Genomic DNA, 13865 nt, shown 5'->3' with positions numbered 1-13865 from the left:
TGAGATGGTGCACAGGCTGTATGCACCATCTGCAAGCCAGCCTCATTTTGGATAGAGTATCATTTGCGTGCATCGGAATAAGGCTATCGTCTTTCCCTCGTATGTCACTTCGGCGTCCCATAACTGGGTCGTACGCCCGAGGTGAGATGCACTCGCTACCACTTCGATTTTGCCGCTACGGGCAGTTCCCAGATGATTCGATTTTAATTCTATGGTTGTAAAGCTGTGCGCGCCTTCTGGCAAACTTGCCATGCATGCGTAGCCGCAAGCAGTATCGGCCAGCGTGATCACGCTACCGGCATGTAAAAAACCATTCGGTGCCAGCAAATGAGGAAGTACTTCCAGTTCACCATGTGAGCGACCTTTTTCTACCGACAACATCCGTACACCAAGATGACCAGGTAAAAAACTACTGCCCAGCTGATTCAGTTTTTCGGCATGTTCTGCCTGATTTGATAACACTTGTTCCATCTTCATCTTTCTGTTTTTTTTTCATTCACCGGCAAACGATCATTAATCGCCGCCGCATCCACCGCTGCATGATGAGCCGTCACCACCACTATCGGCAACATCGCCAAAAGAAGTGGAATCGCCAAAATCAATGCTGTCTCCTGTACTTCCCCCGGTATAAAAATCTCCGCCGCAGTACACGGTGCCATCGCCATTTTTGCGTAAGGCACTGCAGTCTGGTTCATAACGGAATCCATCTGCAATATTCCACTTTGCATCCAGCGCAAACAGCAAAGGTAAGCGAGTAGCGTTGCGTGGATTAATATTTTCTTCGAGACAGGCAAACCACCAGGTGCGACGCAAACCAATATTACTACGCTGGCTCTCACCTAACACAGCCGCCGGGGTGTGGTGCATGTAACGGCCAAAAGCTTTTTGACAAAAAGCATCGTAGTTTTTTGTGTACAAAATAAATTCGTGCCACAAATCATCCACCACTTGTGACGGCATAGAGATATGCTTGTATCCAGACTTCAGATACACCAAAAAGAATTGTCGCAGTGCTCTGGCCACCAGTTGTCTATCCTTTAAAGATAAGTCTGGACGACGTTGATGCAAGCGTTCCAACAGGCCAGGCGGGAACATATAACTACGGATATAGTCGGCTCGCATGACCCGTCGTGTACGCAACCAGACAAAGAGCAATGCCGCAGCAAGAGCAGATATCAATACGAAAGTAACAACCAGGATCATTCTGACAAATTCCTATCTTAGAGGATATGCAACAAAGTGAATCGCGGACTCAGAAGCTGACAGGTTGGTATAACAACACGATGCTTCTGGCATTGCATTTGCTTAAAAGATTGAACGGCATTGAGTGAACGATAGAGTCCGGTCACAGGCGATACCTGAACCGGATCGATTATTTCACGGACGTTATTTTAGATGCAATCATTTGATTAAAATTACTCAAAGGACGCCAAAATGAATCTCCGCCAACTTCATATCGGAACACGTCTCGCAACTGGTTTCGGCGTTATCCTGGTCTCTTTGATTGCGATGCTCGTTATCGGCAGCGCGCTCAGTGCACGCAACCGGCAACAGATGCTGACAGGCATAGAACTGTCTCATAGCAAAACAGCACTGGCAGCAAAAATGAGAAGCAGCATGCTGGAAGGTGGTATGGCAATCCGGAATATAGGATTGCAGACAGACCTGGCTGAAATCGACAAACAAAAACTGATCGTCAAAAATCAGCAGAATGCATTTAACGAAGCGCGCCAGAAATTAACGGCGTTGGGGCTCAACGATGCAGAGAAAAAAATTCTCGATAGCGTGCTCAGTTTAGATCAACAAGTCGATGGCCCGACCAAGGAAGCATTCAAAATGCTGCTGTCGTTTAATGGTGAAGAAGCGGTCAAAGTGATCTCCACGCAGATCGATCCTTTGCAACAAAAAGCACTGCAGGAAATTAACAAGCTGGTTGCATTGCAAGATGCCGCCTCGGCTGAACTGGCGACGCAATCGGAAAGCTCTGCAAACAAAACCATAGGAACACTGGTACTCATGGCGTTGCTGGTTTTATGCGCAGGCATCGCTTTTTCTGTGTTACTCACACGCAGTATCACTGCACCGTTACGCGAAGCAGTGGCAATTGCGAAGCAGGTCGCCGCCGGTGAGTTATCTTTTCATGCAGAACCTGAAGGCAATGATGAAATCAGCGAACTGCTGCTGGCGCTGAAAGAAATGAACGACAATCTTTATCACATTGTCAGCGAAGTCAGACAAGGCACGGATGCCATCGCCATTGCTTCGGTCGAAATTTCAACCGGCAATGCCGATTTGTCATCACGCACAGAAACGCAGGCAGGAGCGTTGGAAGAAACGGCCAGCTCCATGGAAGAAATCACCGCAACCGTGCGCCAGAATGCCGACAATGCCCGCCAGGCAAACGCGCTGGTGACTTCGGCATCGAATTTTGCGGTCAAAGGCGGCGAAGAGGTCAGCAAAGTTGTTCACACCATGAATTCGATTAAAGAAAGTTCGCGTAAAATAGTCGACATCATCAGTGTGATTGATGGAATTGCATTTCAAACCAATATTCTGGCGCTCAATGCCGCAGTAGAAGCTGCTCGTGCCGGAGAGCAAGGGCGCGGGTTTGCCGTGGTGGCAAGCGAAGTCCGGAATCTGGCACAACGCAGTGCCAACGCAGCCAAAGAAATCAAAACCCTGATCGGTGATTCAGTAGAAAAAGTCGGAACTGGCGACAAGTTAGTCGAAGCAGCGGGCAAAACCATGGATGAAATAGTCCGTTCCGTTAAACATGTGGCGGACATCATGGCTGAAATCACCGCAGCAGGCCAGGAACAAAGTTCCGGTATTGAAGAAGTCAATCGTGCGATCACACAGATGGACGAAATGACTCAGCAAAATGCGGCGCTGGTAGAACAAGCCGCCGCAGCAGCAGAAAGTATGGAAGAACAGGCAGGCAATCTTGCACGTGCGGTATCTGCATTTAAACTCGACACAGACGGACGTCACCATCGTACCGTACAGCGAGTGCAGAAAGAAATCGCCGACACGGCTACACCCATGTCTCTGCTTTCTGCGACGGCTGGAGCAATTGTAAAAACTCTAGGTATGAAAACATGACTCCCACCATCAGACGTCTGGAAAAACAGGCGATAGTCAGCAGATATGAAGAAGTCAGCAGTTATAAAGTCAGAAGCATTACGTAATATCGTTGCACAGATCAGCTCGGGCGAACTGGTTTTTCCCGCCAACGTCCGGGCTACTTTAAAAATTCAGGAAGCGCTTGATGAACCGAAATACGGGACAGACGAGATCGCGAAACTGATTATTCAGGAACCGTTGGTCGCCGCCCGTGTCATTGCCGTCGCCAATTCCGTCGCCTACAGCCGTTTTGGCGGTGGCATTACCAATGTCCGCATGGCGATTTCCATTCTGGGATTCAGCACCTTACGTTCCGTTGTCGCCGCCGTGATCATGCGCCAGATATGTCTGGCAATTTCCGATAATGCCATCCGGGAAAAGATGGAATATCTGTGGGTGCATTCCGCAACCGTAGCTGCAATGGCGCATCTGTTAGCACGTAAAGTCAGCAAAATTGATCCTGAAACTGCGCTGTTTGCCGGTGTTGTCCATGAAGTTGGAGGTTTCTATTTACTGTCGCGAGCAGAAGAGTTTCCTGCATTATTAGAAAGCGGAACAGAGATCGATTATCCATCTGCAGACCAATCCAACGAGCTGGAAATCGCGCGCGCAGTGCTGCAAAAATTACTGATTCCCAAGCGGGTCATGAGCAGCATAGAAAGCTGCTGGCATGGCGCCGCGGTATTTCCACCGGTCAGTCTGGGCGACACCTTATTGCTGGCGAATCATCTTACCGATACGGTCTCTCCGCTGAAGCAACGCCATCAGACGAAGTTGACAGCGAACACCGGTACAATCGACTTCATGGTCGGAGACAAATCTTTACAAGAGATTCTGGATGAATCGAAAGAAGACCTTGGTTCCCTGACCGAGGCGCTGATCCACTGATTTTTTGCATAACCAGCCCAGTTAATCATAGCAGCCCACTAGAAATAGACTGGTCATCTGCAGGCTTTGCATTTATTCGGCATAATCAGCTTCCCATGTTTGCCCGACCAATGACTTTGAAGGAAGAACAAATGAAAGTTTCACATCTGTTATCTGCAGGAATCCTTGCTACTGCCGGCGCCTTGACACTCTCCGTCAGCACGGCCTATGCAGCCGCACCTATGGTAAAAACTGCTGCACCGGGTTATTACCGGACGATGTTGGGTGACTTTGAAGTCACGGCAATTTCAGACGGCACGGTACAGCTTCCTGTGGATAAGTTACTGACAAATACCACACCCGCGAAAGTCAATAAAGCACTCGGTAAATTGCACCAGCACAGCCCGTTGGATACCTCCGTCAATACTTATCTGATCAACACCGGCAGCAAATTGATACTGATCGATACCGGCGCTGGCGCATTATTTGGTCCGACTCTGGGAAAAATGCAGGCCAACCTGAAAGCTGCGGGTTATCAGCCAGAACAAGTCGATGAAATTTACATCACGCACATGCATCCTGACCATGTCGGAGGTCTGATGAACGGCGACAAAATGGCCTTTCCGAACGCAATGGTACGCGCTGATCAGCATGATGTTGACTTCTGGCTGAGTCAGGCTAATCTGGACAAAGCGCCACAAGAAAGTAAAGGCTACTTTCAAGGCGCAATGGCATCACTGAACCCTTATGTCAAAGCAGGACAATTCAAATCCTTCGACGGCGCCACAGAACTGGTTCCTGGTATTAAGGCAATACCAGCTCACGGTCATACCGCCGGTCACAGCACTTATAAAATCGAAAGCAAAGGGCAGACACTGGTACTGTGGGGGGATCTGATGCATGTGGCAGCGGTACAGTTTGAGAATCCATCTATCACGATACAATTTGATTCTGACTCGAAAGCTGCGGCTGTTGAACGCAAGAAAAGCTATGCCGATGCGGCACAACAGTCTTATCTGGTAGGCGCGGCACATCTGGCTTTCCCGGGTCTGGGCTATGTGCGCAAAGAAGGTAAAGGCTATGCCTGGGCACCATTAAATTACGCACCACAGCCATAATCAGCTTCGTGCCTGCGTCATAGCGCAGGCAACAACAAAAAAGGACGAATCGCCTTGCGGCTTTCGTCCTTTTTTTTATCTGCCGTATTTTCAGCAACCGGCAATGCTGAGTGAAAATTTAATAATGCGGCGGTCTTTCATCGAGTACCGTATTTTTCTGACTCGCCATCACAGCCAGTTCACGGATACGGCCTGCCATCGCAGCACACAAGGCTTCCAGCTCATCAATTTTTTTCTGTTGACGATACACCTGCGTATTCAAGGTATCCACCAGATCATCCTGCCGTGACAAACGGATTTCCAGATCAATCAGACGTTCTTCGGTATTCATCATGCAACCACTTGATAGGAAAGGGGTCACAGTATGCCACATACTGGGGCGACAAAAAATTCACGTTTCGGCATGTTTTCAAAGCAAAGCAATCCACTACAAAAATCAGGCGCATCACTTTGTTTTAAAAACGCACCCGTGCTAGTTAGTCGCAACCCCTGATTGCCCGCCATTTTTTAAGAATGCATACATCATCTGTGTTCATCCTCAGATCGCAGTGCGATGGTTGTTTTTCTCTGCGACAGATTGTTGCTTGAATTGATTTTGCTTATCTTGCTGATCCATAGCGAGTTTTTGCTCTGTCGTCAGACGTTTCGCAGAAATCACGACAGTTTGTATCCCGTTTTGTTCAGCATCGTAAGCCAGTTTTTGTGCTTCCGTCATTGCCTTCGCAGTGATAGTGACGGTCTGGATTTTATTCTGTGTACCATGCTTAACAGTGTTGAAAGCGCTGCCGCTGATAAAGACTGCAGCACACATAGCAACTGCAAAAATTGTGGTGTTTTTCAGTGATGATTTCATTTTATTTCTCCTTCAGTGGTTGTTTGATGTGTGTACTGTAGAAGATCATTTGTCCAGCAGCGAGCGGTATGCGACGAACTGCAGAAACGCAGGATTGAAATTACAAATATCCGGAATAAAGAATGCATCCTATGCTTTCCAACACCTCCGTTTCACTGCGATTGCGGGTATGAATCCGCATCAACCACGAAAGCACGTGTACGCCAAGGCGACATTCATCGGGATAGCCCGCACCCAGCGTACAATAGCGGCTTTCCGCCCGCTTTCCGCTCCATGACTATCCTGCTGACGACCCTTAATGCCCGCTATGCCCATGCTTCACTGGGGCTGCGCTATCTGCTCGCGAATATGGAAGAGTTACAGGAACAGACAAAGATTCATGAATTCGTCATCGGTGCGCGCAGCACTGACGTGGTGGAAAAAATTCTTGCCTATCGCCAACCCGAAAAAAAATTCATCGTCGGTTTTGGCGTCTATATCTGGAATGTGGTCGAGATTACCCAGATCGTTGCGATTCTGAAACGGGTGGCGCCCGAGGTCATCGTCATTCTTGGCGGGCCAGAGGTGTCGCACGAAACTGGCGATCAGGAAATTATCCGTCTTGCTGATTATGTGATTACCGGCTGGGGCGATATCAGCTTTGCCAATTTGTGTCAGCAAATTTTGCGCGGCCCACAACCTTTAATGAAAATTCATGCCGGGCTGCAGCCACCGATGAATGACATCCGCCTGCCGTATCAGCTCTACAGCGGTCAGGATATCCGCCACCGCACTTTATACGTCGAGGCTTCACGCGGTTGCCCGTTCAAATGCGAATTCTGTTTATCCTCGCTCGATAAAACCGCGTGGCCGTTTGATATCGATGTTTTTCTGACTGAGATGGAAAGTCTGTATCAACGCGGCGCGCGCTTATTCAAATTTGTTGACCGCACATTTAATCTGAATATCAAAACCAGCCTGAAAATCATGCAGTTTTTTCTGGATAAGCTGGCAGCCGCGCCGGATGATCCGGTGTTTGCGCATTTTGAAGTGGTTCCAGATCATTTACCCGACGCCCTGAAAGAAGGAATACAAAAATTCCCCGAAGGCACGCTGCAATTTGAAATCGGCATTCAGAGTTTTAACCCTGAAGTGCAAAGCCTGATCAGTCGCAAGCAAAATAATGACAAAGCGGCAGAGAACATACGCTGGTTATGCGAACACTCGCACGCCCATTTGCATGTCGATCTGATTGCTGGCCTGCCCGGTGAAACGATGCAAAGTTTTGCGGCGGGTTTTAACAAGCTGGTTGCGCTCGGGCCGCATGAAATTCAATTCGGCATTTTGAAACGCTTACGCGGAACACCCGTGATACGCCATACCGAAGCATTCGGCTTAGTATTTGATCCGCAACCACCATACACGATACTGGCGAATAAAGATGTACCCTTCGCCGACATGCAAAAACTGGTGCGCTTTGCCCGCTACTGGGACATGGTGGCTAACTCGGGACGCTTTGCAAACACCCTGCCTGTCATTCTGGCCGACGCGCCATTTGAAAACTTCCTGGCGTTCTCTGACTGGATTTACACGAGTACAGATGCCACCCACAGAATTGCCCTTGACCGTCTGGCCGGCCTGGTCAGCAAATGGTTACAGGAAGAACGTGGCATGGAAAGAGAAGCAGCGCTGGCGCTGGTATCCAGCGATTATGCTGGCGACGCCAAGCACAAACAAAGCAGCAGTAAACCCGTAGCAGAAAAAACGACGGCCAAAGCCACTCCGCAACGCCAGAGCAGACATATCGCTGCCTGAATACAGGCTCACAAACGCTGATGCTTCAGGCAAGCAGCGTCTGTGGCATTGGCAACATCAGGCGAATTTTTCTAACAGCGCAGCGAGGCGCTTGCTGCCCTCAATAGCTTCCGTCGTCGTCTTCGCTTTTTCAGCCTGAGTAACAACAGAATCCGTCAGCAAAGTCACGAAAGAACGATCCAGCGCCTTGCGTGCCGCCGACATCTGTTGGGCGATACCTTCACAATCGTCGGCTGTATCCGCCTTGGCAATCAGTTTCTGCACACCGCGCAACTGACCTTCGATACGCGCCAGTCTGTGCATCAGATCTTTTTTCTGTGCATCGCTTAACGCATTCCCTGGAACTATCTTTAATGGGGGAGTATCTGCCATCTTCGTTCTCCTGAGTAGTGTTTATATGAGTTATACGGGCATGATCCCCTATACTCTACCGAGTATGCTAACAGCATTCAAGCCAGACAAGGAAACTGTGTCGCCTCATGCGACACACGCAAAAATGCCGGACAGCATTCTGCACAGAAGATCCGATCAGACTCAGACAGAACCCGCAGCATCATTTTATTAGAATGATTCATTCCGCTAAGAAAGAGATACATCAAAAGAGAGACATCAGTTCTTTATGTCTGCACAAAAAATTCCGGCAATGTCCCAACTCAATTCATTGCCGTTATAACGCATAATAGCCAGGCTTAGTCATCATTCAATTTTCATGTTAAAGACGCAGAACCCCAGCTTGTTTGCCCGCTTCAGATCAAAGCAGTCGCTTCCCCGGATACTGTCAGTGATACTGATCTATTTTCTCGCTTGCAGCCTGGCAATCTCCATTACTTATCGCGATTCAAATCTCAGCCTGCTCTGGTTGCCTGCAGGTGTCGCGATTGCCGTTATTTTTCGCTACGGAAAAGTGATGATTCCAGCAATTTTCATCGCGATTCTGCTCACGGAGTTATGGTGGAAATTATCCATTTATCAAGCAATCTTACTTGCCATCGGTTCCACGACCGGGCCTGCGGCGACCTGCTGGATGCTTCATAAAAAAAATTTCGACCTGCACTTTGCGGCGCGCCGCGATGTACTGTGGTTTACGCTGTCTTCGCTGGCCGGCGCGATGATTTCTGCGACATTTGGCACACTGGCTTTAAGTATTCTGTCCGGAAAACCCTTCACCGTTAGCACCTGGTACATCTGGGTTGCCGGCGACACCGTGGGTGCTTTACTGGCCAGCCCGGTATTACTTGCAATATCGCGACACTCTTTACGTGCACTTGAGCATAAAAAAGAAATTTTGATGTTTCTGATTCTGCTCGTAGCTGCGAACTGGTTCGTTTTTTTGTCGCCGTATAACTATCTGCGTCTCAGTTTCGTGATTGTCGCCATGATGATCTGGGCCGCGATGCGATTCAGCCTGTTGACGGTCAGCAGCATCACCCTGGCCTTGGCCATATTCTCGACCTGGGCCGCATCGAATAATCTCGGCAGGTTTTCCAGTTTCGAGGCATCCGGTCTGGTTGTGGTCTGGGCGTATGTGAGCACGATTGCCTTGATTGCTCTGATGATCAACGCCATGCGATCAGAAAACGCAATCGCCAGTAAAAAAATAAACGAAACCTATCAGCGGCTCAATAAAGTGACGTCCCGCCTGCCCGGTCTGGCAATACAATACCGGGTACGTTCTGACAAAACCACGAGCATCCCTTACGCCAGTATCGGCATCTTGCATATGTTAGAAGTCAGTCATCAAGACGTCAAAGATAACGCGCAACAGCTCATAGACAGAATCGATCCTCGTGATGTAGAGACAGCCAGACAACAACTCGCACAGGCAACCCGAGAACTGTCGCCATGGCAAACGGAATTTCGCTTTTATCGCCTTGATGGCAGTGTGCGCTGGTTGTTTGTCGATGGACTGCCTGAGCGCGAAGCCGATGGCGCTATGCTCTGGCATTGTTTTCTCAGCGATATTACAGACCGCAAACAAGCGGAAAGAGATTTGCATATCGCTGCCTGCACCTTCGAATCACAAGAAGGTATTTTCATCACCGATGCCAATTGGAAAATTCTGAAAGTTAATCAGGCATTCACCCGGATCACAGGATTCACCGCAGAAGATATGCTGGGAAAACGCCCCTCGGTTTACAGAAGCGATGAGCAGGACAGCGCTTTTTTTCAGAGAATTTTTGACTCATTGAAAGAGAAACATTTCTGGAACGGAGAACTGTGGAGCCTCCGCCGCAATGGCGAAGCGTTCCCGCAAATGCTGACACTGACAGCCATCATGGAAGGCCAGGAAATCAGCAACTATGTTGCCTCATTCACCGACATCAGTCTTTCCAAAAGTTATGAAGCAGATATCCGCAAACTCGCATTTTACGATTCGCTGACGCAGTTGCCGAATCGCCGCTTGCTGATGGATCGCCTGGAACATCTGATTTCTGTTCGTCAGCGCAACAGCAGTCACAGCGCCATCTTTTTCATCGATCTGGATAACTTCAAAAATCTGAACGACACCCGTGGGCACGATGCGGGCGATTTGTTATTGATAGAAACAGCAAAGCGTTTAAGCAGTTGCATACGCGAAAGCGACACCGTTGGCCGATTAGGTGGCGATGAGTTTGTTGTCATACTTGAAGAACTCAGTACAGACAGAAAAGAAGCGATTATTCAGGCAGATAAAATTTCAGAAAAAGTCCGCCAGATTCTGAGTGAACCATACCAGATTGCCGATTTTGAACATCATGGTTCCAGCAGCATAGGCGTGTGCTTATTTCAGGGTGACGAAATCACGGTCAAAGACTTGTTCAAGCGGGCCGATACCGCCATGTATGAAGCCAAGACAGCCGGGCGAAATACCGTTCGCTTTTTCGATCCGGCAATGCAGGCGATATTACTGGTGCGCATGCTGCTGGAATCGAATCTGCGACTGGCATTATCACAGAACCAGTTCCAGCTTTACTATCAGGTGCAAGTGAATGCTGACGGTAAATTTCTGGGCGCTGAAGCACTGATACGCTGGTGGCATCCGGATCGCGGCTTCATCTCGCCGGCTGAATTTATTCCTCTGGCAGAAGAAACCGGGTTGATCATTCCTATCGGTCAGTGGGTGTTAGAAACCGCTTGTGCCCAATTGAAACAATGGGAAAAATCAGCCGCCACCGCAAATCTGAGTCTGGCAGTGAATGTCAGTGCCAAACAATTTCAACTCACGTCGTTTGTCGAAACACTGAGTGAGATCGTCGCACGGCATCAGATTAATCCAGCGCTGCTTAAAATTGAGCTGACCGAAAGTGCCATTCTCGACAACATCGATGCCACCACAGAAAAAATGCGCGAGTTGAAAAAACTCGGTATCGCTTTTTCTATGGATGATTTCGGTACCGGGTATTCTTCATTAGCCTATCTGCAGCGACTGCCGCTGAATCAGCTGAAAATCGATCAGTCATTTGTACGAGATCTGAGCCACGATGAAAATGATGCGACCATCGTTCGCGCCATCATCGCACTGGGCATCAATCTCGGTCTGAACGTTATTGCGGAAGGTGTGGAAACCAGCGCCCAGCGTGCATTTCTGATAAAACACAGCTGCACGGCATTTCAGGGCTATCTGTTTTCCAAACCTTTGCCGATGGAAGAATTTATGTGCTTGTTAGAACAGGAACATTCAGCCCACACCGAGCAAGCGCAAATCGGTTTTACCGGATAACAGCGGCGGGCACCAGAAATAACTGCCGGTTTGCGGCTGCGTGAATTGAAACAACGCATCGGTCATACCATCTTCAGCACCCGACATGCGACGCAACTGCGCTTCAAACGCCGCATAAGAAGTTGCAAATGCGACGAAATACAAACCGCCGCGCGCGCCATCTGCCCACGGCATAGAACGGCGCATCACGAAGGCTTCTGGCTCAAAATTTTCCTGCGCGGTGCGTTTCACATGCGCCGATTCCGGCGCCTCTTCCAATTCTTCATTGTCGTCTTTACGCCGCCCTATCATCTCGTCCTGTTCCGCTTGCGGCATTGCCTGCAAACGTTCAAAACGGTGTTCCCATTGCTGTATCGCGACGTAGCTGCTGCCATCGGCAGCAATCGCTACCGCCAGCGCTTCATCGCCTTGCGGATTTTCTGTGCCGTCTTCATAACCGCTGAGATCGCGGCCTCCGGCATATTTGAACGCATCCGTTTTTTGCTGCAAAACAAACGCGCCTGCCAATGCCTGTTGCAAGCGGATTTGCTGATGCAACAACTCGCCGCGTTCATCTTCACGCAACCAGCACCACAACGCCGCCGGTGTCGCAGGCAAGCGTACTTTGCTGCCTGCGATGCCAGCGAATTCACGCAAACCAGGTATGCTGGCCTGTAAAAATCCAGCCAGCGAAGCGCCGATGCCGATCACCAGATGTTCACCGTCAGCGAGTGTTTGTAATTGCTGCAAAGCCTTGCGTACCGCGCTCTGACTCGCACTTTCCTGTAAAGCAAAACTCAGATACACCGCGTGCAAAGGTAAATCCTGCACGATTGCTGCCTGATGCTGCGACATAATTTTCTCCGTATTTCTGTGAACGCTGATGAATGACGACAGCATAGCGTAAGCATCTTTTTTTAGCAGTACAAAAGTCTTGTGAACATCGTCATTTGGTGAGTACAATGAAAAAGGAAGTTCGCGCTTCCACGTCGCTCGGACGGTTCCGGGCGCTACGTTAACCACACACAAACTGATCATGACAAATCCACTTACTCCGCCGGGCCGGGGTTCAACGGGTGAAAATACACCTGCATCCACGCCTGCTTCCTCGCCAAAATTTTCGTTCTCCCGCATCAATCGTCTGCCGCCTTACGTGTTCAACATCACGGCCGAACTCAAGATGGCCGCCCGTCGCCGTGGCGAAGACATCATCGATATGTCGATGGGAAATCCCGATGGTGCGACGCCAAAACACATCGTCGATAAACTCGTCGAAGTCGCGCAACGCCCTGATACGCATGGTTATTCGGCCTCCAAAGGCATACCGCGCCTGCGCCGTGCAATTGCGCGCTGGTATAAAGACCGCTACGCCGTCGATCTGAATCCCGATTCCGAAGCCATCGTCACCATAGGTTCGAAAGAAGGCTTGGCGCATCTGATGCTGGCGACGCTGGACAAAGGCGACACCGTGCTGGTACCGAACCCGAGTTATCCGATTCACATCTACGGGGCGGTGATTGCCGGCGCGGATATCCGCTCGATACGCATGAGCCCGGATGTAGATTTTTTCAGCGAACTGGAACGCGCGATACGCGAAACCTATCCGAAACCGAAGATGATGATTTTCGGTTTCCCATCGAATCCAACCGCGCAATGTGTCGAGCTCGAATTTTTCGAACGCGTGGTGAAGCTCGCCAAAGAACACAATATTCTGGTGGTGCATGATCTGGCGTATGCCGATATCGTGTATGACGGCTGGAAAGCGCCATCGATTATGCAGGTGCCGGGCGCGCGTGACGTGGCGGTGGAATTTTTCACGCTGTCGAAAAGCTATAACATGGCAGGCTGGCGCATCGGTTTCATGGTCGGCAACAAGGAATTAGTCGCAGCACTGGCACGCATCAAGAGCTATCACGACTACGGCAGTTTTACGCCGGTGCAGGTCGCCGCGATTGCCGCGCTGGAAGGCGATCAGACCTGTGTGCACGAGATTCGCGATCAGTATCAGAGTCGCCGCGATGTGCTCGTCAAAGGTTTGCACGACATCGGCTGGATGGTCGATAAGCCGAAAGCATCGATGTATATCTGGGCGCATATTCCCGAACATTATCGTCATCTCGGCTCACTCGAATTCGCGCGACAAGTGCTGGATAAAGCCAAACTCTGCGTCTCGCCGGGGATCGGTTTCGGTGAATACGGTGACGACTATGTGCGCTTTGCGCTGATCGAAAACGAATCGCGCATCCGTCAGGCTTTGCGTGGTCTGAAGCACATGTTCAAAGAAGATGGTCTGATCGGCTAAACTATGTCTGATAAAAAAAGTAAGGGCAGATTGCTCTTACTTTTTTCCGGCAATCAGCAATACCGGCAACATCACCAACACCAACGATATTTTTATCTTCACCAGATCAGCGCCAGGCATCTGTTGTGC

12 protein-coding genes are annotated in these 13865 nt (G+C 49.7%); 6 read left to right on the top strand and 6 right to left on the bottom strand.

From position 1 onward, the window contains the following. Positions 1-42 precede the first annotated feature (42 nt). Both H8K38_RS07395 and H8K38_RS07390 read right to left on the bottom strand, forming a co-directional pair. Positions 43-477, bottom strand: coding sequence for a PaaI family thioesterase (locus H8K38_RS07395; RefSeq protein ID WP_255422862.1), 435 nt, complete (start codon positions 475-477; stop codon positions 43-45). Positions 478-513: 36 nt separating this feature from the next. Next, positions 514-1203 (bottom strand): hypothetical protein, encoded by a 690-nt coding sequence (locus tag H8K38_RS07390; protein ID WP_186884146.1) that lies wholly within the window; start codon positions 1201-1203, stop codon positions 514-516. Between the two features lie 231 nt (positions 1204-1434). On the opposite strand from H8K38_RS07390, the gene H8K38_RS07385 reads away from it, so the two are divergent. From H8K38_RS07385 to H8K38_RS07375, 3 genes are all read left to right on the top strand, one after another. Next, positions 1435-3102: a methyl-accepting chemotaxis protein gene (locus H8K38_RS07385; protein ID WP_186884145.1), complete on the top strand. Its 1668-nt coding sequence runs from the start codon at positions 1435-1437 to the stop codon at positions 3100-3102. A 45-nt stretch (positions 3103-3147) separates the two neighbouring features. Then, on the top strand, positions 3148-4011 hold the full coding sequence (locus H8K38_RS07380; protein ID WP_186884144.1) for an HDOD domain-containing protein: 864 nt from the start codon (positions 3148-3150) through the stop codon (positions 4009-4011). Between the two features lie 131 nt (positions 4012-4142). After that, positions 4143-5108: an MBL fold metallo-hydrolase gene (locus H8K38_RS07375; RefSeq protein WP_186884143.1), complete on the top strand. Its 966-nt coding sequence runs from the start codon at positions 4143-4145 to the stop codon at positions 5106-5108. 118 nt (positions 5109-5226) lie between these two features. Here H8K38_RS07375 and H8K38_RS07370 read toward each other — a convergent pair whose 3' ends face one another. Continuing rightward, on the bottom strand, positions 5227-5442 hold the full coding sequence (locus tag H8K38_RS07370; protein WP_317889223.1) for a SlyX family protein: 216 nt from the start codon (positions 5440-5442) through the stop codon (positions 5227-5229). Between the two features lie 204 nt (positions 5443-5646). After that, positions 5647-5961, bottom strand: a complete 315-nt coding sequence (locus tag H8K38_RS07365; RefSeq protein ID WP_186884142.1) for a hypothetical protein — start codon at positions 5959-5961, stop codon at positions 5647-5649. Positions 5962-6234: 273 nt separating this feature from the next. Here H8K38_RS07365 and H8K38_RS07360 point away from each other — a divergent pair, with 273 nt between their 5' ends. Then, positions 6235-7755 carry a B12-binding domain-containing radical SAM protein gene (locus tag H8K38_RS07360; RefSeq protein ID WP_186884141.1) on the top strand — a complete coding sequence of 507 codons (1521 nt, stop codon included), beginning with the start codon at positions 6235-6237 and terminating at the stop codon, positions 7753-7755. Positions 7756-7812: 57 nt separating this feature from the next. Here H8K38_RS07360 and H8K38_RS07355 read toward each other — a convergent pair whose 3' ends face one another. Beyond that, positions 7813-8127, bottom strand: a complete 315-nt coding sequence (locus H8K38_RS07355; RefSeq protein WP_186884140.1) for a metal-sensitive transcriptional regulator — start codon at positions 8125-8127, stop codon at positions 7813-7815. Between the two features lie 409 nt (positions 8128-8536). On the opposite strand from H8K38_RS07355, the gene H8K38_RS07350 reads away from it, so the two are divergent. Continuing rightward, on the top strand, positions 8537-11455 hold the full coding sequence (locus H8K38_RS07350) for an EAL domain-containing protein (protein ID WP_186884139.1): 2919 nt from the start codon (positions 8537-8539) through the stop codon (positions 11453-11455). Here H8K38_RS07350 and H8K38_RS07345 read toward each other — a convergent pair. Further along, positions 11414-12289 (bottom strand): Dyp-type peroxidase, encoded by an 876-nt coding sequence (locus H8K38_RS07345; protein ID WP_186884138.1) that lies wholly within the window; start codon positions 12287-12289, stop codon positions 11414-11416. The two genes, H8K38_RS07350 and H8K38_RS07345, sit on opposite strands and share 42 nt — an antisense overlap. A 181-nt stretch (positions 12290-12470) precedes the next feature. Between H8K38_RS07345 and alaC the strand changes: the two genes are divergently transcribed. Continuing rightward, positions 12471-13736 (top strand): alanine transaminase, encoded by a 1266-nt coding sequence (alaC, locus tag H8K38_RS07340; RefSeq protein ID WP_186884137.1) that lies wholly within the window; start codon positions 12471-12473, stop codon positions 13734-13736. The last annotated feature ends 129 nt before the right edge of the window (positions 13737-13865 follow it).

This window comes from Undibacterium sp. FT79W, from assembly GCF_014284215.1.
Lineage (GTDB): Bacteria > Pseudomonadota > Gammaproteobacteria > Burkholderiales > Burkholderiaceae_D > Undibacterium > Undibacterium aquatile.
Note: the sequence above shows the minus strand (reverse complement) of the source record. Positions and strands in the feature narration are given on the sequence as shown.